The sequence below is a fragment of the Dehalogenimonas alkenigignens genome (assembly GCF_001466665.1).
Lineage (GTDB): Bacteria > Chloroflexota > Dehalococcoidia > Dehalococcoidales > Dehalococcoidaceae > Dehalogenimonas > Dehalogenimonas alkenigignens.
Genome location: NZ_KQ758903.1, coordinates 284,800 through 302,717, shown reverse-complemented (window position 1 = coordinate 302,717; position 17,918 = coordinate 284,800). Strand labels below are relative to the sequence as shown.

Genomic DNA, 17,918 nt, shown 5'->3' with positions numbered 1-17,918 from the left:
GGCCTTATTTTAAAGCAATCGTCCTCAACTGTCGCGCGGCGGCGATAATTTCTTTAAGCTCCGACGGCTGGATCATTTGCGACGCATCGCACCGGGCGTCCTCCGGCCGGTCGTGGACCTCAATCATCAGCCCCGCGGCGCCGGCGGCGATCGAGGCCAGGCTCATCGAACGGATGAGGTCGCGGCGGCCGGTGGCGTGGCTGGGGTCGACGATAATCGGCAGGAAGGTTTCTTTCTGCACCACCGGTACCGCCGCCAGGTCGAGCATGTAACGGGTGTAATTCTTACCCTTGCCCATCGGCACGATGCCGCGTTCGCACAGGATGATGTCCTTGTTGCCCTCGGCGGCGATATACTCGGCGAAGCATAAAAACTCCTCGACCGAGGCGCCGAAGTGGCGCTTGAACATCACCGGCAGCTTTTTGCGGGCGGCGGTTTGCAGCAGGTCCTGGTCGTACATGTTGCGGGCGCCGATCTGGATGATATCGACGAATTCGGCGACCAGGTCCACCTGCGCCTCGCCGCGGACCTCGGTGACCACCGGCATACCGAACGTCCTGCCGGCCTCCCGCAGCCAGGTAAGCGCCTCTATGGCCTCGTCATGCCCGGCCGAACCCAGACCCTGGAAGGAATGGACTGAGGAACGGGGTTTGAAGACGCCGCCGCGCAAAATGTGGGCCCCGGCGGCTTTGCACTGCTCGGCGATGCGGAACAGGTCGTCCCGGTTTTCGACGGCGCAGGGTCCGGCGATGAACACCGGCTCCGGCGCGCCGAACTGGACGTCGCCGACCTTGACGATGCGGGTGCCGGTCTCGCCGTAGGCGCTGGAATATTCGCGGTTGATCAGTTTATAGGGCGCCTGGATCATCCTGGCCTCCTTCACTCCGGGCAAGGCTGCCAGGTGGGTAAAGTCGACCCTGGTCTCATCGCCGATAAGGCCGATGATGGTCAGGTACTGGCCGCGGGAGACATCGGTGCGCAGGCCGGCTCTAGCCACTTCGTCAACGGCATGCTGAATCTGCTGCTCCGTGGCGTCCTTTTTCATAATGATCATGGTTTACTTTGCTCCCTTCTATTGACCCCTTAAACTAAAAAATCCTCCGTTGGGAGGATTTGCTGCCTGGACTATGCGGTCTAAGTGCTCTTATGCAGAAACGCCGAACCTCCCCGACGTGCCCTGCAGGCACCAGGTAAAGTAATAGGCGTAATAAAAACGAACCATCGGCAAGAACGATAACATCCTGAAGGCGGCTTGTCAAGAAACGACGAAGGGAGCTTTTACGGCTCCCTTCGTCGGACGGCGCGCGCTGCACCGGCTTGCCGCAGACAGATGAGGCCTGCCGGCGGCGGGAAAGCCGGTTTAATAAGCTCAGGTTATACTTCGGTGCGGGTGGACAGGAAAATCTGAAGGCCCATCTGTGAGATCTGGTCCTGCACCCCCTCTATTTCGTCAAGGTGACCGTCTTCATCATTAAGGATAGCCTGGAGGATATCGCGAGTCGCGAAGTCGCCGAGGTCCCCGGCCTGTTTGACGGCGGCGTTGTATGACTTGACGGCGCCGACTTCAGCCATGCGGTCGTTCTCGAACATCTTGGGCACGTCGGCGCCGATATAGACTTTGCGGTAATCCGAGACGATGGGGATGCCCTCGAGGAACAGGATGCGGCCGATAAGCTTCTCGGCGTGTTTCATCTCGACGATGGCGCGCTTCTCGATGGATTTGTGGAGTTTGCCGTAATTCCAATTGTCGCACATCTCCGAATGGACCATGTACTGGTTGATGGCGGTCAGCTCGTCAGCCAGCAGGGAATTGAGGGTCGCAATGATCTGGGGATCGCCTTTCATAAAAACCTCCTGTATTTTCGAATGCTATTTTATCTTATCAGAGAACCGGCCGGTTCCCCAACACCATCGGCGCTCCGGGTTTGAAAATGGGGATACCCCATTTCTTCACCCTCTTGCTTATCGCCGCAATACGCCGTTGTTGAGGGGTCAGGATTGGCTTATTGACATCCAATATCGGGGGTGATAATATAACCGATTGTCTGTGGCTTTTAGAGTCGCAGGCGGCAGATGATGTCTTAAAACAGTCTGCCAGCGGGCTTCCCGGGTGAAGGATGAGCTCGTCTCGTCCTTTAACATTGTCCGGGGGTATAGAGGAGCGCGATATGCCGACAGTGAATCAGTTAATCAGAAAAGGGCGCCATAAGCTGGCCAAAAAAGCCAAGACTCCGGCGCTGCATTATAATTTCAATTCGCTCAAGAACCGCACGTCGTACGGCGCCGGTTCGCCGCAGAAGCGCGGCGTATGTCTTCAGGTGAAGACGACAACCCCCAAGAAACCGAACTCCGCGCTGCGGAAGATCGCCCGCGTCCGTTTATCGAACCACATGGAAGTAACGGCTTACATCCCGGGCGAGGGGCACAATCTCCAGGAGCACTCCGTCGTTTTGATCCGCGGCGGCCGGGTACCCGATTTACCGGGCGTCCGCTACCATATCGTCAGGGGTACTCTGGATACCGCCGGCGTGGCCAACCGCAAGCAAGGCCGCTCCAAGTACGGCGCCAAAGTAGCCAAAGCCGCAGCAAAAAAATAGGGATACCCTCAGGGAGGCATTTAAAAAACAATGGGACGACGCAGTTCAGGTATCAGGCACCCGGCACTTCCCGATGCCAAGTATAACAGTGTCATCGTATCCAAATTCATCAACCGCATCATGTATGCCGGCAAACAGAGCACTGCCGAACGGGTGATTTATGATGCCATGGAGATCATGGCAGCCCAGGACGGCAAGGATGCGGTGACGCTGGTGGAACAGGCGGTAAAAAATGCCACCCCGATGGTAGAAGTCAAAGCCCGCCGGGTGGGCGGCGCGAACTACCAGGTGCCGGTTGAGGTCCGCCCTGACCGCGCTTTCTCACTGGCCTTGCGCTGGTTGACCAAAGCCGCCCGCAGCCGGTCCGGCAAATCTATGGCCGAGAAGCTGTCAGCCGAATTGTCCGACGCCGCCAAGGGTTTAGGCGCCGCAGTCAAAAAGAGAGAAGAAACGCACAAAATGGCCGAGGCGAACCGCGCTTTTGCCCATTACCGCTGGTAGATCTCAGAGATTACCGCCGGCTTAACTAAATTCTTATGAATCAACAAGATCGAAACCTGGAACTGAATAAAACCCGCAATATCGGCATCATCGCTCATATCGATGCCGGCAAAACGACCACCACCGAACGGGTGCTGTATTTCACCGGCCGTACCTACAAAATAGGCAATGTCGATGACGGCAATACGGTCATGGACTGGATGCAGCAGGAGCGCGAGCGGGGTATCACCATTACCTCCGCCGCTACGGCGTGCCATTGGCGCGATTACCGTATCAATATCATTGATACTCCCGGCCACGTAGATTTCACCGCCGAAGTTGAGCGGTCGCTCCGCGTCCTGGACGGCGGAGTGGTTGTCTTTGACGGTGTGGCCGGCGTGGAAGCCCAATCCGAGACGGTATGGCGGCAGGCTAACCGTTACGGCGTGCCCCGTATCTGTTTTATCAATAAGATGGACCGCACCGGCGCCGATTTCAACCGGTGCCTCAAGATGATTGAAGACCGGCTCAAAGCCCGGCACATCGCCGTCACGCTGCCGATCGGCAGCGGCGACAGTTTCGGCGGCGTCATCGATCTGATCAAACTCAAAGCCTACAGCGCCGATGGGGATCAAAATACTCCCGAGCCGATCGAAATCCCGATCCCGACGTCCGAAAAGGAGCGCGTTGAGGCCGCCCGCCACCAGATGATTGAGAAGCTGGCCGAACTTGACGACGAGGTGATGTGCGCCTATCTGGACGGCAGTGACCTCTCGACCGACCAAATTATCGCCGGTTTAAGGCGGGTGACCCTGGGCAACAAAGGGATCCCCGTGTTATGCGGCTCATCCTTCCGCCAAAAAGGCGTCAAGCTGCTGCTGGACGCGGTGGTCAACTTCCTACCTTCCCCGTTGGATACGCCTCCGGTTGTGGGCATCGATACCCGGACTCAGGCTGAAGTCTCCAGGCCGGTCAGTGATGACGCGCCTTTTGCCGCCCTGGCTTTCAAGGTCGTTTCCGATCCTTTTGTCGGCCGCCTGGTGTATCTGAGAGTGTATTCAGGCACGGTGGACGCCGGCGCCGGGGTAATGAACACCACCCGGGACCAAAAAGAACGCATCGGCCGGTTGCTGGTGATGCACGCCAACGCCCGGGAAGAAATCACCAAAGCCGAAACCGGCAGTATTATCGCTTCACTGGGTCTCAAGAGCACCTTCACCGGCGATACCCTGTGCGACCCGGCTCATCCGGTGCTGCTTGAAAATATCAAATTCCCTGAACCGGTGGTGTCCATTTCCATCGAGCCCAAGACCCGCGCCGACCAGGATAAAATGGTGGACGCGCTGCAGAAGCTGGCTGATGAAGACCCGACCTTCAAGGTCACTTATAACGAAGAAACCGGTCAAAATATCATTGCCGGCATGGGTGAACTTCATCTGGACGTGTTAGTCAGCCGCATGTTCACCGAACACAAGGTGGCGGCTAAAGTGGGGCAGCCGCGGGTTGCTTACCGCGAGACGATCACCGCGCCGGCCCGGGCCGACGGCCGGTTTGTCCGGCAATCGGGCGGCCGCGGCCAGTACGGCCATGTCAAAATCGATATTGAACCCAACACCGAGTCGACCGCCGTTGAGGTCGTTGATGACATCCGCGGCGGCACGGTGCCCAAGAACTTTGTCAAGGCGGCGGCCGAGGGTATTAAAGAAGCCGCGGCCACCGGCGTTTTCGCCGGTTACCCGATGGTCGGGGTCAAGGTATCCATTTTTGACGGCAGCTATCATGACGTCGACTCCAACGAAATGGCCTTCAAGACGGCCGGTTCCATGGCGCTCAAAGCCGCGGCTGCCAAAGCCAATCCGGTGTTGCTTGAGCCCATCATGAAGATGGAAGTCATGACGCCCGAGGAATACATGGGCGATATTATCGGCGACCTGAACTCCCGGCGCGGCCATATCGTTTCCATTGAGCCAAGGGGGGAGACGACGATGATTCATGCTTACGTGCCGCTGGCGGAAACGTTTGGTTATACCACCACTATCCGGGGCATCTCAAAGGGTCGCGCCACCTCGTCGATGGAATTCTATAAATATCAGGAACTGCCGGCCAACATCGCCAAGACGGTGATGGAGTCAGCGGCCGTCGCGAAATAGGGGATTTGAGGACTATGGGTAAACAAAAAATCCGCATCAAGCTAAAGGGTTTCGATCACAAGGTGCTCGATCAGTCGGCACAGCAGATCGTAGAAGCCCTGGAACGCACCGGGGCAGTTATTTCCGGCCCCGTGCCGCTGCCGACCCAGATAAAAAAATACTCGGTTATCCGGGCGTCCTTCATCGATAAGGATTCGCAGGAGCAGTTCGAGGTTCGCACCCATAAACGCCTGATTGACATCGTGGAGACTACCTCGAAGACTATCGACTCCCTGACCAGTCTCAATATGCCGGCCGGGGTCAGCATCGACATCAAGCTATAAATCGGTCACAGCGATTACGCTTTAGGAACGCGAAATGATAAATGGAATTATCGGCAAAAAATTAGGCATGACTCAGGTCTACAGCGCCAGCGGCAAAGTAGAACCGGTGACGGTTCTCGAGGTCGGCCCGTGTACTGTAACCCAGGTCAAGACCCTGGAAAATGACGGCTATGTCGCCGCCCAGCTTGGTTTCGGCACCGCTAAGAGGCTTGCCAAAGCAGAGAAGGGCCATACCAAAGACACCGGCGAGTTTCGCCACCTGAGGGAGTTCCGCCTGGAAGATGTATCCGGCGTCGAAGTCGGCAGTAAGGTAGACGCCAGTTTATTTTCCGACGGCGAACTGATTGACGTCACCGGCATTTCCAAAGGCCACGGGTTTGCGGGCGGCGTCAAGCGGCATGGTTTTCACGGCGGCCCGAAAACCCACGGCCAGTCAGACCGCCATCGCGCGCCGGGCTCTATCGGCTCGACCACCACGCCGGGCCGGGTTTACAAGGGCACCCGAATGGCCGGCCACATGGGACACGATCAAGTCACGGTGCGCTGTCTTAAGGTGGTCAAGGCGGATACCGAGAAGAACCTGCTTCTGGTACGCGGCGCCGTTCCCGGCGGTAAGAACGGCTTGATAATCGTAAAAAAATCTAAGAAGAGTAGCTAAATGGAAATACCCGTCTATAGTATGCAGGGCAAGGTAGTTAAAAACCTTTCGGTCAGCGAGTCGGTGTTCGGCGTGCCGATGAACGACGCGGTAGTGCATCAGGCGCTGGTGGCGCTGCAGGCCAACGCACGTCAGGGTACTTCATCGACCAAGACCCGGTCCGAAGTCGCGGGTTCAACCAAGAAATTATTCCGCCAGAAGGGCACCGGCGAAGCTCGTGCCGGCTCGGCTAAAAGCAACCTGCGGCCAGGCGGCGGCATCGTTTTCGGCCCCAAGCCGCGCGACTATTCAAAAGGGCTGCCGAAAAAGGTCAGGCAGCTGGCTATACGCTGCCTGCTGTCGGATAAAGCGGCCAGCGGCGGACTTAAAGTAATCGATGCCATTTCCCTTGATCCACCGAAGACGCGCGACATGGCCAGCGCCCTGGCGGCTCTTGAGTGCACCACCTCCACCATGGTAGCCACCGCCGGCGTCGATAATAACGTTATCTTATCGGCGCGCAATCTCGCCGGGGTCAAGACGACACCCGCCGATTTGCTGAATGTCGTAGATTTGCTGAAATACGATAAACTCGTGCTCACTGAAGAGGCTCTTCAGGTTGTTGAAAAGATCTGGGGCGACCGGTCCAGCTAAGGAGAAACCACAATGCAGATATTCGATGTTTTACGCAAACCCCTGATTACCGAGAAAAACGCCCGCCTGCAGGCAACCGGCAAATACGCCTTTGAAGTTGCGGCGGAAGCGACCAAACCGCAGATAAAAACAGCGGTTGAAGCGGCCTACAAGGTTACGGTGACAGGAGTCAATGTCATCATGGTTAAGGGCAAAATGAAGCGGATGGGCCGGGGATTGTTCCGGACTCCGGACTGGAAAAAAGCCCTGGTTACATTGAAAGCCGGCGATAAGATCGAGCTCTTTGAAGGGGTCTAATTATGGCACTTAAATCATACCAACCAACCTCCGCCGGGCGGCGCCACCAGACTGGTTATACTTTTGAGGAAATAACCAAGAGCCGGCCGGAGAAATCGCTGACAAAATGCGTCAAGCAGGATGCCGGACGCAATAATCAGGGCAAACTTTCGGTAAGACACCGCGGCGGCGGCGCGCGCAAGATCATCCGCATCCTTGATTTCAAACGCGATAAGATTGGGATTCCGGGTAAAATAGCCGCTATCGAGTATGACCCGCACCGCTCGGCGCGCATTGCCCTGGTGTTTTATATCGACGGTGAAAAACGCTACATCCTGGCCCCCCAGGGCTTGAAAGTGGGCGAGACCATTCTCACCGCTCCCGAAGCAGAACTCAAGCCAGGCAACTGCCTGCCGCTGCGCTCCATGCCCTCCGGCACGCTGGTCCATAATCTTGAACTTGAGCCCGGCCGCGGCGGCAAACTGGTGCGTTCCGCCGGGGCGGCAGCCCAACTCATGGCCAAAGAAGGCGATTACGCCTTAATCCGCCTGCCGTCCGGCGAGATGCGGCGGATCCGTATCGACTGCTACGCCACTGTGGGTGCCGTCGGTAACGAAGAGCACCAGACTTTATCAATCGGCAAGGCTGGTCGCCGGCGCAATATGGGCTGGCGGCCTCAGGTACGCGGCTCGGCGATGACGCCCAGGGACCATCCCCACGGCGGCGGTGAAGGCCGGACTCCCATCGGCATGCCGGGACCGAAGACCCCCTGGGGCAAACCCGCCCTGGGCTTCAAGACGCGCCAGTCTAAGCCCTCGGACAAGCTCATCGTTAAAAGGCGTAAATAATTATCGCGCGCGCTGAGCGCGCCTCAGGCAGCGGAGGAATTAATCGATGTCTCGATCAGTTAAAAAAGGGCCGGCAGTACACCCTAAATTAATGAAAAAAGTTGAAGCGGCCAATCGCTCCGGGAAAAAGGTTCTTATTAAGACCTGGGCGCGCTGGTCGACGATCCTGCCCGACATGGTGGGCATGAACATCGGCGTTCATGACGGCCGGCGACACGTGCCGGTGTTCGTGACCGAGAACATGGTCGGTCACAAGCTGGGTGAGTTTGCTCCTACCCGGACTTTCCGCGGCCACGGCGGCGGCAAGGCCGAGGCGGCTGCCAAAAAATAAGGAACTGGTGAAACATGCAGGTTAAAGCAGTGTCAAAAAACACCGGGGTACCAGCCAGCAAGGTCAGGCTGTATCTTGACCTAGTGCGCGGCAAGAAAGTGGCCGAAGCTCTGGCGATATTGCGTTTTGCTTTGTCTCCGGCGGCGGTTCATGTCGCCAAGACCGTCAAATCAGCCGCCGCTTCAGCCGAAAACAACTTTCAGATGGAACCGGACGCACTTAAAATCGTCAAGATATTTGCCGACGGAGCGCCAATGATGAAACGCCATAAAGCGCGCTCCCGCGGCAGAGTCTCGCCGATACTGAAAAGATCGAGCCACATCACCGTCATCGTCGGTGACCAGGAGGTTTAATGGGACGCAAGGTACATCCGTACGCTTTCCGTATTGGGGCGATCAAAGGCTGGAACGCCAAATGGTTCGCTGAAAAAGATTTTTCGGCCAGCCTGTTGGAAGATTTGAAACTGCGTAAAGGCATCAAACAGAAATATACGGACGCCGGCATCTCAAATATTGAGATCGAACGCCAGGCCAATAAGGTGGCGGTAACGGTCGCCACTTCGCGCCCTGGCATCGTGATCGGCCGCGGCGGCCAGCGCGTTGATGAGATGCGGAAATTTCTGGAAGAACTGGCCGGCAAGCGGATCCAACTCAATATTCATGAGATCGGGCAACCGGAACTGGATGCTTTTCTGGTAGCCCGCTCCGTGGCTGACCAAATGGAAAAGCGTATTGCTTACCGGCGCGCCATGAAGCAGGCGATGTTCCGCACCCGCCAGGCAGGCGCCCGCGGCATCAAGATTGCTTGCGCCGGCCGGTTGGGCGGGGTTGAAATCGCCAGGCGCGAGGTCATGCATGACGGACGGGTACCCCTGCATACCATCCGGGCGGACATTGACTACGGATTTGCTGAAGCCAGAACCGCTCTTGGGCGCATCGGCGTCAAGGTTTGGATCTACCGCGGCGATATTTTGCCCGAGACCAAGCCAGAGAACGAGGACTTAAGCGCAGCAGAGATGACACCACCGGCGACTGAAGCTGCGGCTGCTGTTACAGAAGCCGCCAAGCCGGTTGAACAGGTCAAGCCGCGCACCCGGAAGAAAGCGGACGAAACAGTCGCCCCGGCCGCTGCCACCTCGACCGCAGCGGTCACCGAAGACAAACCAAAGCGGACTACCGCCCGCCGCGCTCAAACGAACACTGAAGAGACCTAGTCCCCCGACTTTGTACTAGAGGAAGACCATGCAGCAACCTAAACGAGTAAAATACCGAAAAGCCCATAAAGGGCACCGCCACGGCGAAGCTCAGGCCGGCAACCGCGTCGATTTCGGCGACTATGGATTGCAGGCGACATCTACCGCCTGGGTTACGGCAAGGCAGATCGAAGCCGCCCGGCGCGCCATGACGCGATATATCAAGCGCGGCGGCAAAGTGTGGATCAGGATTTTCCCCGACCATCCGGTAACCGCCAAACCGGCTGAAACCCGCATGGGTTCAGGGAAGGGGGCGCCGGATCACTGGATAGCCGTGGTTAAACGCGGCCGCATGCTGTTTGAAATGGGCGGCGTCGATGAGACAGTCGCCCGCGAGGCGATGCGGCTTGCAGCCTACAAATTGCCGCTGCAAAGCAAGTTCGTGCTCAAAGAAGGCGCCGCAACGGTTTCGGCCGCCGAGGAGAAGGCGTAGATATGAAAATCGATGAGATAAGGGCTTTTTCAGCCGAAGAGATCAGAAAGCAGCTTGTTGCCGCTAACCGCGAGTTCATGGAACTGCGCTTCAAGCTGGCAACGAAGCAGCTGGTCAACCACAGGCAGATTCCGGCAGTCAAAAAGAAAGCGGCCCGTTTGCAGACGGTTTTACGCGAACGAACCCTGGGCATAAGGTAGGTTATATGGAAAAAGTAAAATCATCAAAAACGATGATCGGACGCGTGGTGTCCGATAAACCCAGCAAGACGGTAGTGGTGGCGGTAGAAAGCCGGCGCGAGCATCCTATTTATAAAAAGTCTTACAAGGTGGTCAAGAAATATCAGGTTCACGATGAAAACGGCGCCGCCCATTACGGCGATATCGTTGAAATGATTCCCACCCGGCCGTTATCACGCACCAAGAATTTCCGCCTGCTTCGGGTCGTTACCAAGGGCGAGGTGGCCGAGTCTGCCGAACTCAAGGAGATCACGTAGATGATACAGGCTTATACTCGTCTCAAGGTGGCCGATAATACCGGCGCCAAATCCATCATGTGCGTCAATGTTCTGGGCGGCAGCCGTAAGCTGCGGGGTCGCATCGGTGATGTGATCGTCGCTTCGGTTAAGCGCGCTGCGCCGGACTCAGCGGTTAAAGAGGGCAGCGTGGTTAAGGCGGTGATCGTCAGGCAGGTTTCACCGCTGCGCCGGGCTGACGGCTCCTACATCAAATTTGATGAAAATGCCGCTGTCCTGCTGAATGATAAGAATGAACCCCGGGGCACGCGTATTTTCGGTCCGGTGGCGCGCGAACTGCGCGATAAAAAATTCCTGAAAATCCTGTCGCTGGCTCCTGAGGTTCTTTAGAGGCTGAGATGAAGATAAAGAAAGACGACAATGTGCTGGTTATCTCCGGCAAGGACCGGGGTAAAAGCGGCAAGGTAAGAATGGTCTACACCGCCAGCGCCCGGGTGCTGGTTGACGGCGTCAATATGACCAAAAAGCATTCCAAGGCGCGCGGCGCGGTGCGCCAGGCCGGGATTATCGAACGAGAGTCGCCGGTCCATGCCAGCAATGTGATGCTGCTCTGTGCCAAGTGCGGCAAACCTGCCCGATTGGGCAGCAAGGCGTTAGCTGACGGCAAACGGGTACGCGTCTGTAAATCATGCGGCGAGGTAATCGACTAGATGGGCGGACTCAAAGAAAAATACGTCAAAGAAGCGGTGCCGCGGCTCAAAGAGGCCTACGGCTACGCCAATGTTATGGAGATACCCCGCCTGACTAAAGTGGTGTTAAACGTCGGAGTGGGCAAAGAAGCCTCCAGCAATCCTAAAGCCGTGGAAACCGCTCAGGCTGACCTGGCGACTATCGCCGGACAGCATCCGGTAGTCACCCGCAGCAAGCACTCTATTGCCAACTTCAAACTCAGGGCGGGAATGCCTGTCGGGCTCAAGGTTACGCTTAGAGGCCAGCGGATGTATAACTTCCTCGACAAGCTGATCAGCGTCGTCCTGCCCCGGCTCCGCGATTTTCAGGGCGTGCCGGCTGACGCCTTCGACGGACGCGGCTCTTACGCTTTGGGCCTAAAAGAGCAAACAGTCTTCCCAGAGATTGATTTTTCCAAGGTCGACAAAATGCGCGGACTCGAGATTTGCATCGTGACCAGCGCTAAAACTGACGCTGAGAGCCGGACCCTGTTAGAAGGTATCGGCATGCCGTTTGCCAAGGAGTAGCGAGGAATTATGGCTAAGACATCCAAAATCGTCAAATCAAAACGCACGCCGAAATTCGCGGTGCAACAGCACAACCGCTGCCTGAAATGCGGGCGGCCGCGCGGTTATATCCGGCAGTTCGGCCTTTGCCGCATTTGCTTCAGGGAGCTTGCCCTTCAGGGGCAGATCCCGGGAGTCAGGAAATCGAGCTGGTAAATGATAAAGAGTAGTGTACTAACACCAGGGGGCTGCAATGACTGATCCGATTTCTGATATGCTCACCCGAATCCGCAATGCCGCGATGGCCGGGCACGAGACGACGCTGGTACCGGCTTCGCGAATCAAGCAGAATATTGCCAAGTTGCTCAAACAGGAAGGCTTTATTTCCGGGTTTGAGCTTACCGGCGCCAAGCCGCAGCGGCAAATAAAGGTGACACTGCGCTACGACGAAAAGGGAACGCCGGCGGTTACCGGCCTCGAGCGAGTCTCCAAACCAGGTCTAAGGGTGTATGTCGAGAGGGGAGAAATCCCCCGGGTGTACGGCGGCCTGGGCGTAGCGGTGCTTTCAACTTCCCGCGGCGTGATGACCGGCTATCAGGCATGGAAGTCTGGTGTCGGCGGAGAGCTGCTTCTCAAAGTTTGGTAATCTAGAGGGATATTAAAATGTCACGTATCGGCAAATTACCGGTGGTTGTCCCCAAAGGGGTTAAAGTTACGATAGAAGGCAGCAAAGTGACCGTTACCGGTCCCAAAGGCGAATTATATCGTGAGTTCTCCCCAGATATGGGGATCTCCTTTGAAAACGACAAAATAGTGGTGCGGCGGCCGTCCGATGCCCAGAATCACCGATCACTTCACGGTTTATCGCGCACTCTGTTAGTCAATATGATTGACGGGGTAAGCAAGGGCTTTGAAAAAGGGCTCGAAATCGTCGGCGTGGGTTTCAGGGCTGAGAAAACCGGCGACAATTTGGTGCTAAGGGTGGGTTATTCACATCCGGTCGAGTTTAAACCCAAGCAGGGGATAAGCTTCGCTCTTGAGACGCCGACTAAACTAAAAGTTATGGGCATCGACAAAGAGCAGGTCGGACAGGTAGCCGCCGAAATTCGTTCGGTAAGGAAGCCGGATTCCTACAAGGGCAAAGGTATTCGGTATGCCGGCGAGAAGATCAAACTTAAGCCGGGTAAAGCGGTCGGAAAGGCGGCTAAGTAATGGCTAAAATGACATCACTGGCGGCGCGGAAGCAACGCCACGAACGATTGCGCAAAACCCTGAGCGGGACGGCTGAACGGCCTCGTCTCTGTGTATACCGGTCGCTCACTCATATATACGCCCAGGTTATCGACGACCGGCGCGGCGCCACCCTGGCCCAGGCATCGACGCTGGACGCGGAGATTAAAGCACCCGCCGCGGACCATGAGAAGATGGCCCAGGCCGAGCTTGTGGGGAAAACCATCGCCAGGCGAGCCCAGGATGCCGGTATTAAAGAAGTTGTTTTTGACCGGGGCGGGTACAAGTATCATGGCCGCGTTAAAGCGCTCGCCGATGCCGCCCGCGCCGCCGGACTATCGTTTTAGGAGCTGATATGGTAAAAGCGGTTATTTCCAAGATCGATGCGCAGGAGCTGTCGCTGAACGACAAGCTCATATTCATCAACCGGGTGACCAAAGTGGTCAAGGGCGGCAAGAGGATGGCCTTTTCCGCTCTCGTCGTTACCGGCGACGGCGCCGGTCATGTCGGCGTGGGCATGGGGAAGGCCAAAGAAGTTCCGGTAGCTATCGCCAAGGCTTCCGCGATCGCCAAGAAAAACCTGATCAAAGTTGATATGAAAGGCACCACCATCCATCATGAAATCCGGATAAAATACGGCGCTGCCGAGGTATTTTTAAAGCCAGCCGCTCCGGGAACCGGCATCATCGCCGGCGGCAGCGTCCGGGCGGTGCTGGAGACGGCCGGGATTAAAGATATTTTAACCAAATCCATGGGCAGTCCCAACAAGGTCAACGTTGCCAGGGCGACCATAGCCGCTTTAGCGGCGGTTAAAAACCCCGCAGACACTCTGGCCAAGCGGCGCGCCGGCACTTCCGCCGAGGAGGTTGTCGGTGGCTAAGATCGCAATTACCTGGGTTAAAAGCGGCATAAAATACAAGTTCGACCAGAAGGACACCCTGGAGTCCCTGGGCCTTAAAAGAATGAACCAGACAGTTATCCAGGAAGATAACCAGGCTATCCGGGGCATGATTCAGAAAGTCAGGCATCTGGTGGCTGTCTCGGAGGCGGAATAATGAAAGAACACGAGCTATTTCCTTCGCCCGGAGCCTCAAAAAACCGCAAACGGGTCGGCAGAGGTGATGCCTCGGGACACGGGAACTATTCCGGGCGCGGCTACAAAGGCCAGAAGGCTAGAGCCGGCGGGCGGGTCCGCCCCGGCTTTGAAGGCGGCCAGAACCCGCTGATCAAGAAACTGCCGCAGAAGCGGGGTTTCCACAATCCATTCCGTGTTGAATACGATGTAGTTAATATCGGCGACCTGAAAGTATTTGACAGCGGCGCAGTTGTCGACGCCGACAGCCTGGTTAGCGCGCGGTTGCTTAAATCGGCCAGCCGGCCGTTCAAAATTCTTGGCGGCGGTGAACTGGATAGGGCTTTGACGGTGAAGGCCGTTGCTTTCAGCGCCGAGGCCAAAGCCAAGATTGAAGCCGCCGGTGGTAAAACAGAGGTAGCGTAAATGCCGGAGAAATCAAGCCGCCCCAAGTTGCTCCAGGCGATGGTTGACGCTTTCAGCCTGCCGGATCTCCGGAGGCGTATCCTTATTACCATAGGTATTCTGGCGGCGTTCCGAGTAATTGCCCACGTGCCGATGCCGGGCGTTGATTCCCAGGCGCTGGCCGAGTTGATGGAAGGAAATGCCGTCCTCGGCATGCTCGACATCTTTTCCGGCGGCGCGCTCAGAAACTTCAGTCTGGTAGCCCTGGGCGTTTATCCATATATCACTGCCAGCATCGTGATGACGCTGATGACGCCGATCATACCGTTCCTGCAGCGGCTGTCACAGGAAGGCGAAGCCGGGCGCAACAAGATCAACCTGATTACTCACTGGATGACAGTGCCGCTGGCGGCGCTGGGTGGCTGGGGGCAGCTGGTTCTTCTGCAGCGCGAAGGCGTGGTGGCGGCTTCCGACCCCCTGGTGACAGTATCCATCATTATTTCGCTGACCGCGGGCACACTGTTCCTGGTCTGGCTGGGCGAACAGATTACCCAGTACGGCATCGGTAACGGCGTGTCCATAATCATCTTCGCCGGCATCGTCGCCGGGCTGCCGCAGCTTATCGGTCAAGGTTTCCTGGCCCGCGAGCAGTTCCTGGGCCTGGGGGTCTATCTGCTCATCGCCCTAGCGACTACCATCCTCATCGTTATCTTTACCGAAGCTCATCGACGGATTCCGGTGCAGTACGCCAAAACCGTCATCAAGAGCGGCCGAATGTACCGCCAGAGCGGCGCTTCCCATATTCCGCTCCGGGTTAACACCGCTGGTATGATTCCCTTGATCTTCGCTTCGGCGCTGGTCATTTTCCCGGGCACCATCGCCAGCTACTTCATGAACCCGGCCGGGAGCGATCCCAATTTTTGGAACACTATCTACACCTGGTTCAATCCCAATACCGAACTGCCGATCGGGGCATTTTACTGGGTGATGTTCTTCCTGTTGACCATAGCGTTCGCCTTTTTCTACACCATGGTCGTTTTCGAACAGCAAGACCTGCCGGGCACTCTGCAGAAGCAGGGCGGCTTTATCCCCGGCATCCGTCCCGGCAAACAGACGGCGACCTACCTGAACTCGGTGATCCGCAATATCACCTGGGGAGGCGCCCTGTTCCTGGCAACGGTGGCCATCATGCCCTTCCTGGCCCGGGAGATCACCAGCGTCCAGACGCTGCAGCTGTCAAGCTTCGGCATGCTTATCGTTGTCGGCGTGGTACTGGACACCATGAAGCAGCTTGAAGCCCAGCTGGTAATGAGGCGGTACGAAGGCTTTATAAAATAGGCCGAAATAATGTATAATGCAATTTTTCTGGGCGCGCCGGGCGCCGGCAAAGGGACCCAGGCCGCGGTGGTGGCCGAGAGAATGGGTTTTGCTCACCTGGCTACAGGAGACCTGTTCCGCAAGCATATCGCGGCCGGAGACGAGCTGGGGCGGCGGGTTAAATCGTACCTTGACAAGGGGCAGTTGGTGCCCGATGAAGTTACCGTTGCGATGGTGCTTGGCCGCATGGGTCAGCTGGCCGACAAGGGCGGAGTCATCCTTGACGGCTTCCCCCGGACGCTGTCACAGGCCGAGGCCCTCGACCGGGCGCTGGCGGCCACCGGCGGGGCAGTCAGCCGGGTGGTTTACCTGGCGGTGCCTGAAGCGGAGCTGGTAAAAAGGTTGTCCGACCGCTGGATTTGCCGCGGCTGTCAGGCTCCGTACACCGCCGCCGATAAAGCGGCGTCCAACGCTTGCCGCAGGTGCGGCGGCGAATTGTACCAGCGCACCGACGACACGCCGGAAACAGTCAAAAAGAGGCTTGAAGTATATTTTAAGGAGACTTCTCCGCTCGTCGAATACTATCGGCAGGCCGGGATCCTGGCCGAAGTCGATGGTACCGGCGACGTATCGGAGGTAACCGGCCGCATTGCAGCAGCCTTATCTTAATGGGAATAATTATAAAATCGGATAGAGAGATCGCCATCATGCGGCGCGCCGGCAGGATCATCGGCACGACCCTTGAGGAGTTGAGGAATAGATTAAAGCCGGGTATGAAAACGGCCGAGTTGGATAAGATAGCAGAAGAGATGCTGCGAAAGATGGGCGCCGCGCCCTCGTTCAAGGGCTATCACGGCTTCCCTGCGTCGTTATGCGTGTCCGTGAATGAAGAAATCGTTCACGGCATTCCCGGTGATCGGATTCTCAAGGAGGGCGACCTGGTGTCACTCGATTTGGGAGCGGTGGTTGAAGGCTTTCAGGCTGACGCCGCCATTTCCGCCGGTGTCGGGCAAGTGTCGGCTGATGTGGAAGACCTGATCAAAGCCACCGCCGATTCACTGGCCGAAGGGCTTGCCGCGGCGCGGGACGGCAATCACCTGGGCGATATCGGTGAAGCGGTAGAGGATTGCGCCAAACGGCACGGTTTTAATGTCGTTAAAAACTACGGTGGTCACGGCATCGGGCGCTCGATGCATGAGGACCCGCATATTCCGAATTTCGGAAGATCCGGCAGCGGGCCGAAGCTCAGAAAAGGGATGACTCTGGCTGTCGAACCGATGCTGAGCGCCGGCAGCTGCGAAAATAAAGTCGGCGCCGATGCCTGGACGGTGGTCACCGCCGATGGGAAACTGGCAGCTCACGCAGAACACACCATCGCGATAACCGAGGGTGAAGCCGAGGTTCTGACCCTCGCCCGGTAACGAGTGTAGTATTTATGCCGAAGAAAGATGCTATTGAAGTTGAAGGGACAGTGCTGGAAGCGCTGCCTAACGCCAGTTTTCGGGTGGAACTGGCTAACGGGCACGAAGTGCTGGCCCATATCTCGGGAAAAATGAGGGTCCATTATATCAGAATACTGCCCGGCGATAGGGTATTAGTCGAATTATCGCCGTATGATTTAACCCGCGGCAGGGTTACCTACCGCTTCAAGTCGTAATTAAAGGAGAACCAGTGAAAGTCAAAGCTTCAGTTAAGCCCCGTTGTGAAAAGTGCAAGATCGTACGGCGCGAAGGCGTGGTCAGGAATATCTGCACCAACGTCAAGCATAAGCAGCGCCAGGGTTAGGAGGAAATATGGCACGTATCGCCGGTGTAGATATTCCGCAAAACAAGCAGGTGTTGTTTTCCCTGCCGTACATTTACGGCATCGGGCCAACCCTTGCCGGACAGATCCTCGAGCGGTTGAAGATCGACCCGACCGTTAAAGTGTCGGCGCTGACCGAGGAAGAACTCAACCGGATCCGCGAAGTTGTCGATAAGGAATTCCGTGTCGAGGGCGACCTGCGCAAAGAAATATCATTGAATGTAAAGCGTTTGATAGATATCGGCTCCTACCGCGGGCTGCGGCATCGCCGCAGTTTGCCGGTCAATGGCCAGCGCACCCGAACCAACGCGCGCACCCGCCGCGGGCCTCGGAAGACCGTAGCCGGTCGCGGCCAGAAGCGCGGCGCCGCCAAGAAGTAACCCCAGCAAATATTAGGAGG

32 protein-coding genes are annotated in these 17,918 nt (G+C 57.0%); 30 read left to right on the top strand and 2 right to left on the bottom strand.

Annotation, left to right across the window (positions count from 1 at the left end):
* Positions 1-4: 4 nt before the first annotated feature.
* Positions 5-1,054 (bottom strand): 3-deoxy-7-phosphoheptulonate synthase, encoded by a 1,050-nt coding sequence (aroF, locus tag DEALK_RS01630; protein WP_058438108.1) that lies wholly within the window; start codon positions 1,052-1,054, stop codon positions 5-7.
* A gap of 320 nt (positions 1,055-1,374) precedes the next feature.
* Positions 1,375-1,845 carry a bacterioferritin gene (bfr, locus tag DEALK_RS01625; RefSeq protein ID WP_058438106.1) on the bottom strand — a complete coding sequence of 157 codons (471 nt, stop codon included), beginning with the start codon at positions 1,843-1,845 and terminating at the stop codon, positions 1,375-1,377.
* Between the two features lie 323 nt (positions 1,846-2,168).
* On the opposite strand from bfr, the gene rpsL reads away from it, so the two are divergent.
* The 30 genes from rpsL to rpsM are packed head-to-tail and all read left to right on the top strand — an operon-like array spanning position 2,169 to position 17,898.
* Positions 2,169-2,597, top strand: a complete 429-nt coding sequence (rpsL, locus tag DEALK_RS01620; RefSeq protein WP_058438104.1) for a 30S ribosomal protein S12 — start codon at positions 2,169-2,171, stop codon at positions 2,595-2,597.
* 30 nt (positions 2,598-2,627) lie between these two features.
* Positions 2,628-3,098 (top strand): 30S ribosomal protein S7, encoded by a 471-nt coding sequence (rpsG, locus tag DEALK_RS01615; RefSeq protein ID WP_058438103.1) that lies wholly within the window; start codon positions 2,628-2,630, stop codon positions 3,096-3,098.
* A 35-nt stretch (positions 3,099-3,133) separates the two neighbouring features.
* Positions 3,134-5,227, top strand: coding sequence for an elongation factor G (gene fusA / locus DEALK_RS01610; RefSeq protein ID WP_058438101.1), 2,094 nt, complete (start codon positions 3,134-3,136; stop codon positions 5,225-5,227).
* A gap of 14 nt (positions 5,228-5,241) precedes the next feature.
* Positions 5,242-5,550: a 30S ribosomal protein S10 gene (gene rpsJ / locus DEALK_RS01605; RefSeq protein WP_058438099.1), complete on the top strand. Its 309-nt coding sequence runs from the start codon at positions 5,242-5,244 to the stop codon at positions 5,548-5,550.
* Between the two features lie 34 nt (positions 5,551-5,584).
* On the top strand, positions 5,585-6,208 hold the full coding sequence (gene rplC / locus DEALK_RS01600; protein ID WP_058438097.1) for a 50S ribosomal protein L3: 624 nt from the start codon (positions 5,585-5,587) through the stop codon (positions 6,206-6,208).
* Complete coding sequence (rplD, locus tag DEALK_RS01595; RefSeq protein WP_058438095.1) at positions 6,209-6,841, top strand: 50S ribosomal protein L4; 633 nt, start codon at positions 6,209-6,211, stop codon at positions 6,839-6,841.
* Positions 6,842-6,853: 12 nt separating this feature from the next.
* On the top strand, positions 6,854-7,138 hold the full coding sequence (locus DEALK_RS01590) for a 50S ribosomal protein L23 (RefSeq protein WP_058438092.1): 285 nt from the start codon (positions 6,854-6,856) through the stop codon (positions 7,136-7,138).
* A gap of 2 nt (positions 7,139-7,140) precedes the next feature.
* Complete coding sequence (rplB, locus tag DEALK_RS01585) at positions 7,141-7,965, top strand: 50S ribosomal protein L2 (protein WP_058438090.1); 825 nt, start codon at positions 7,141-7,143, stop codon at positions 7,963-7,965.
* A 46-nt stretch (positions 7,966-8,011) separates the two neighbouring features.
* Complete coding sequence (gene rpsS, locus DEALK_RS01580; RefSeq protein ID WP_058438088.1) at positions 8,012-8,296, top strand: 30S ribosomal protein S19; 285 nt, start codon at positions 8,012-8,014, stop codon at positions 8,294-8,296.
* Between the two features lie 14 nt (positions 8,297-8,310).
* Positions 8,311-8,649 (top strand): 50S ribosomal protein L22, encoded by a 339-nt coding sequence (gene rplV, locus DEALK_RS01575; RefSeq protein WP_058438086.1) that lies wholly within the window; start codon positions 8,311-8,313, stop codon positions 8,647-8,649.
* On the top strand, positions 8,649-9,509 hold the full coding sequence (gene rpsC, locus DEALK_RS01570) for a 30S ribosomal protein S3 (RefSeq protein WP_058438084.1): 861 nt from the start codon (positions 8,649-8,651) through the stop codon (positions 9,507-9,509). The genes rplV and rpsC overlap by 1 nt, the downstream gene beginning before the upstream one ends.
* A 28-nt stretch (positions 9,510-9,537) precedes the next feature.
* Positions 9,538-9,981, top strand: coding sequence for a 50S ribosomal protein L16 (rplP, locus tag DEALK_RS01565; protein ID WP_058438082.1), 444 nt, complete (start codon positions 9,538-9,540; stop codon positions 9,979-9,981).
* Positions 9,982-9,983: 2 nt separating this feature from the next.
* On the top strand, positions 9,984-10,181 hold the full coding sequence (rpmC, locus tag DEALK_RS01560) for a 50S ribosomal protein L29 (protein WP_058438080.1): 198 nt from the start codon (positions 9,984-9,986) through the stop codon (positions 10,179-10,181).
* A gap of 5 nt (positions 10,182-10,186) precedes the next feature.
* Positions 10,187-10,477 carry a 30S ribosomal protein S17 gene (rpsQ, locus tag DEALK_RS01555; RefSeq protein WP_058438078.1) on the top strand — a complete coding sequence of 97 codons (291 nt, stop codon included), beginning with the start codon at positions 10,187-10,189 and terminating at the stop codon, positions 10,475-10,477.
* The gene (gene rplN / locus DEALK_RS01550) at positions 10,478-10,846 is read left to right on the top strand and encodes a 50S ribosomal protein L14 (RefSeq protein WP_058438076.1); all 369 of its coding nucleotides are present in this window, start codon (positions 10,478-10,480) and stop codon (positions 10,844-10,846) included.
* Between the two features lie 8 nt (positions 10,847-10,854).
* Entirely contained in the window at positions 10,855-11,166 is a 312-nt protein-coding gene (gene rplX / locus DEALK_RS01545) for a 50S ribosomal protein L24 (protein ID WP_058438074.1), read from the top strand.
* Positions 11,167-11,712, top strand: a complete 546-nt coding sequence (rplE, locus tag DEALK_RS01540; RefSeq protein WP_058438072.1) for a 50S ribosomal protein L5 — start codon at positions 11,167-11,169, stop codon at positions 11,710-11,712.
* 9 nt (positions 11,713-11,721) lie between these two features.
* Positions 11,722-11,907: a type Z 30S ribosomal protein S14 gene (locus tag DEALK_RS01535; protein WP_058438070.1), complete on the top strand. Its 186-nt coding sequence runs from the start codon at positions 11,722-11,724 to the stop codon at positions 11,905-11,907.
* 37 nt (positions 11,908-11,944) lie between these two features.
* Positions 11,945-12,337, top strand: coding sequence for a 30S ribosomal protein S8 (gene rpsH / locus DEALK_RS01530; RefSeq protein WP_058438068.1), 393 nt, complete (start codon positions 11,945-11,947; stop codon positions 12,335-12,337).
* A gap of 17 nt (positions 12,338-12,354) precedes the next feature.
* Complete coding sequence (gene rplF, locus DEALK_RS01525; protein WP_058438066.1) at positions 12,355-12,903, top strand: 50S ribosomal protein L6; 549 nt, start codon at positions 12,355-12,357, stop codon at positions 12,901-12,903.
* Positions 12,903-13,268: a 50S ribosomal protein L18 gene (rplR, locus tag DEALK_RS01520; protein ID WP_058438065.1), complete on the top strand. Its 366-nt coding sequence runs from the start codon at positions 12,903-12,905 to the stop codon at positions 13,266-13,268. Before rplF ends, rplR begins: the two co-directional genes overlap by 1 nt.
* A gap of 8 nt (positions 13,269-13,276) precedes the next feature.
* Positions 13,277-13,801, top strand: coding sequence for a 30S ribosomal protein S5 (rpsE, locus tag DEALK_RS01515; protein WP_065128665.1), 525 nt, complete (start codon positions 13,277-13,279; stop codon positions 13,799-13,801).
* Positions 13,794-13,976: a 50S ribosomal protein L30 gene (gene rpmD / locus DEALK_RS01510; RefSeq protein ID WP_058438063.1), complete on the top strand. Its 183-nt coding sequence runs from the start codon at positions 13,794-13,796 to the stop codon at positions 13,974-13,976. The genes rpsE and rpmD overlap by 8 nt, the downstream gene beginning before the upstream one ends.
* Positions 13,976-14,419: a 50S ribosomal protein L15 gene (gene rplO / locus DEALK_RS01505; protein ID WP_058438061.1), complete on the top strand. Its 444-nt coding sequence runs from the start codon at positions 13,976-13,978 to the stop codon at positions 14,417-14,419. Before rpmD ends, rplO begins: the two co-directional genes overlap by 1 nt.
* The gene (secY, locus tag DEALK_RS01500) at positions 14,420-15,736 is read left to right on the top strand and encodes a preprotein translocase subunit SecY (protein ID WP_058438059.1); all 1,317 of its coding nucleotides are present in this window, start codon (positions 14,420-14,422) and stop codon (positions 15,734-15,736) included.
* A 9-nt stretch (positions 15,737-15,745) separates the two neighbouring features.
* Positions 15,746-16,384 (top strand): adenylate kinase, encoded by a 639-nt coding sequence (locus tag DEALK_RS01495; protein WP_058438057.1) that lies wholly within the window; start codon positions 15,746-15,748, stop codon positions 16,382-16,384.
* Positions 16,384-17,136: a type I methionyl aminopeptidase gene (gene map / locus DEALK_RS01490; RefSeq protein ID WP_058438055.1), complete on the top strand. Its 753-nt coding sequence runs from the start codon at positions 16,384-16,386 to the stop codon at positions 17,134-17,136. The genes DEALK_RS01495 and map overlap by 1 nt, the downstream gene beginning before the upstream one ends.
* Positions 17,137-17,150: 14 nt before the next feature.
* Positions 17,151-17,372, top strand: a complete 222-nt coding sequence (gene infA / locus DEALK_RS01485) for a translation initiation factor IF-1 (RefSeq protein WP_058438053.1) — start codon at positions 17,151-17,153, stop codon at positions 17,370-17,372.
* A 14-nt stretch (positions 17,373-17,386) separates the two neighbouring features.
* On the top strand, positions 17,387-17,500 hold the full coding sequence (gene rpmJ / locus DEALK_RS01480) for a 50S ribosomal protein L36 (protein WP_058438051.1): 114 nt from the start codon (positions 17,387-17,389) through the stop codon (positions 17,498-17,500).
* Positions 17,501-17,508: 8 nt separating this feature from the next.
* Complete coding sequence (gene rpsM, locus DEALK_RS01475) at positions 17,509-17,898, top strand: 30S ribosomal protein S13 (protein WP_058438049.1); 390 nt, start codon at positions 17,509-17,511, stop codon at positions 17,896-17,898.
* Positions 17,899-17,918 lie beyond the last annotated feature (20 nt).

What these genes read in the sequence shown, in the direction of transcription:
- aroF (WP_058438108.1), bottom strand. Translation starts at nt 1,054, where the DNA reads ATGATCATTATGAAAAAGGACGCCACGGAGCAGCAGATTCAGCATGCC.
- secY (WP_058438059.1), top strand. Translation starts at nt 14,420, where the DNA reads ATGCCGGAGAAATCAAGCCGCCCCAAGTTGCTCCAGGCGATGGTTGAC.
- DEALK_RS01535 (WP_058438070.1), top strand. Translation starts at nt 11,722, where the DNA reads ATGGCTAAGACATCCAAAATCGTCAAATCAAAACGCACGCCGAAATTC.
- fusA (WP_058438101.1), top strand. Translation starts at nt 3,134, where the DNA reads ATGAATCAACAAGATCGAAACCTGGAACTGAATAAAACCCGCAATATC.
- DEALK_RS01590 (WP_058438092.1), top strand. Translation starts at nt 6,854, where the DNA reads ATGCAGATATTCGATGTTTTACGCAAACCCCTGATTACCGAGAAAAAC.
- rpsG (WP_058438103.1), top strand. Translation starts at nt 2,628, where the DNA reads ATGGGACGACGCAGTTCAGGTATCAGGCACCCGGCACTTCCCGATGCC.
- rplV (WP_058438086.1), top strand. Translation starts at nt 8,311, where the DNA reads ATGCAGGTTAAAGCAGTGTCAAAAAACACCGGGGTACCAGCCAGCAAG.
- rplF (WP_058438066.1), top strand. Translation starts at nt 12,355, where the DNA reads ATGTCACGTATCGGCAAATTACCGGTGGTTGTCCCCAAAGGGGTTAAA.
- rplX (WP_058438074.1), top strand. Translation starts at nt 10,855, where the DNA reads ATGAAGATAAAGAAAGACGACAATGTGCTGGTTATCTCCGGCAAGGAC.
- rpsC (WP_058438084.1), top strand. Translation starts at nt 8,649, where the DNA reads ATGGGACGCAAGGTACATCCGTACGCTTTCCGTATTGGGGCGATCAAA.
- rpsS (WP_058438088.1), top strand. Translation starts at nt 8,012, where the DNA reads ATGTCTCGATCAGTTAAAAAAGGGCCGGCAGTACACCCTAAATTAATG.
- bfr (WP_058438106.1), bottom strand. Translation starts at nt 1,845, where the DNA reads ATGAAAGGCGATCCCCAGATCATTGCGACCCTCAATTCCCTGCTGGCT.
- rpsM (WP_058438049.1), top strand. Translation starts at nt 17,509, where the DNA reads ATGGCACGTATCGCCGGTGTAGATATTCCGCAAAACAAGCAGGTGTTG.
- rpmC (WP_058438080.1), top strand. Translation starts at nt 9,984, where the DNA reads ATGAAAATCGATGAGATAAGGGCTTTTTCAGCCGAAGAGATCAGAAAG.
- rpsJ (WP_058438099.1), top strand. Translation starts at nt 5,242, where the DNA reads ATGGGTAAACAAAAAATCCGCATCAAGCTAAAGGGTTTCGATCACAAG.
- rplR (WP_058438065.1), top strand. Translation starts at nt 12,903, where the DNA reads ATGGCTAAAATGACATCACTGGCGGCGCGGAAGCAACGCCACGAACGA.
- rplE (WP_058438072.1), top strand. Translation starts at nt 11,167, where the DNA reads ATGGGCGGACTCAAAGAAAAATACGTCAAAGAAGCGGTGCCGCGGCTC.
- DEALK_RS01495 (WP_058438057.1), top strand. Translation starts at nt 15,746, where the DNA reads ATGTATAATGCAATTTTTCTGGGCGCGCCGGGCGCCGGCAAAGGGACC.
- rpsH (WP_058438068.1), top strand. Translation starts at nt 11,945, where the DNA reads ATGACTGATCCGATTTCTGATATGCTCACCCGAATCCGCAATGCCGCG.
- map (WP_058438055.1), top strand. Translation starts at nt 16,384, where the DNA reads ATGGGAATAATTATAAAATCGGATAGAGAGATCGCCATCATGCGGCGC.
- rplN (WP_058438076.1), top strand. Translation starts at nt 10,478, where the DNA reads ATGATACAGGCTTATACTCGTCTCAAGGTGGCCGATAATACCGGCGCC.
- rpsL (WP_058438104.1), top strand. Translation starts at nt 2,169, where the DNA reads ATGCCGACAGTGAATCAGTTAATCAGAAAAGGGCGCCATAAGCTGGCC.
- rplP (WP_058438082.1), top strand. Translation starts at nt 9,538, where the DNA reads ATGCAGCAACCTAAACGAGTAAAATACCGAAAAGCCCATAAAGGGCAC.
- rplO (WP_058438061.1), top strand. Translation starts at nt 13,976, where the DNA reads ATGAAAGAACACGAGCTATTTCCTTCGCCCGGAGCCTCAAAAAACCGC.
- rpsE (WP_065128665.1), top strand. Translation starts at nt 13,277, where the DNA reads ATGGTAAAAGCGGTTATTTCCAAGATCGATGCGCAGGAGCTGTCGCTG.
- rpsQ (WP_058438078.1), top strand. Translation starts at nt 10,187, where the DNA reads ATGGAAAAAGTAAAATCATCAAAAACGATGATCGGACGCGTGGTGTCC.
- rplD (WP_058438095.1), top strand. Translation starts at nt 6,209, where the DNA reads ATGGAAATACCCGTCTATAGTATGCAGGGCAAGGTAGTTAAAAACCTT.
- rplC (WP_058438097.1), top strand. Translation starts at nt 5,585, where the DNA reads ATGATAAATGGAATTATCGGCAAAAAATTAGGCATGACTCAGGTCTAC.
- rplB (WP_058438090.1), top strand. Translation starts at nt 7,141, where the DNA reads ATGGCACTTAAATCATACCAACCAACCTCCGCCGGGCGGCGCCACCAG.
- infA (WP_058438053.1), top strand. Translation starts at nt 17,151, where the DNA reads ATGCCGAAGAAAGATGCTATTGAAGTTGAAGGGACAGTGCTGGAAGCG.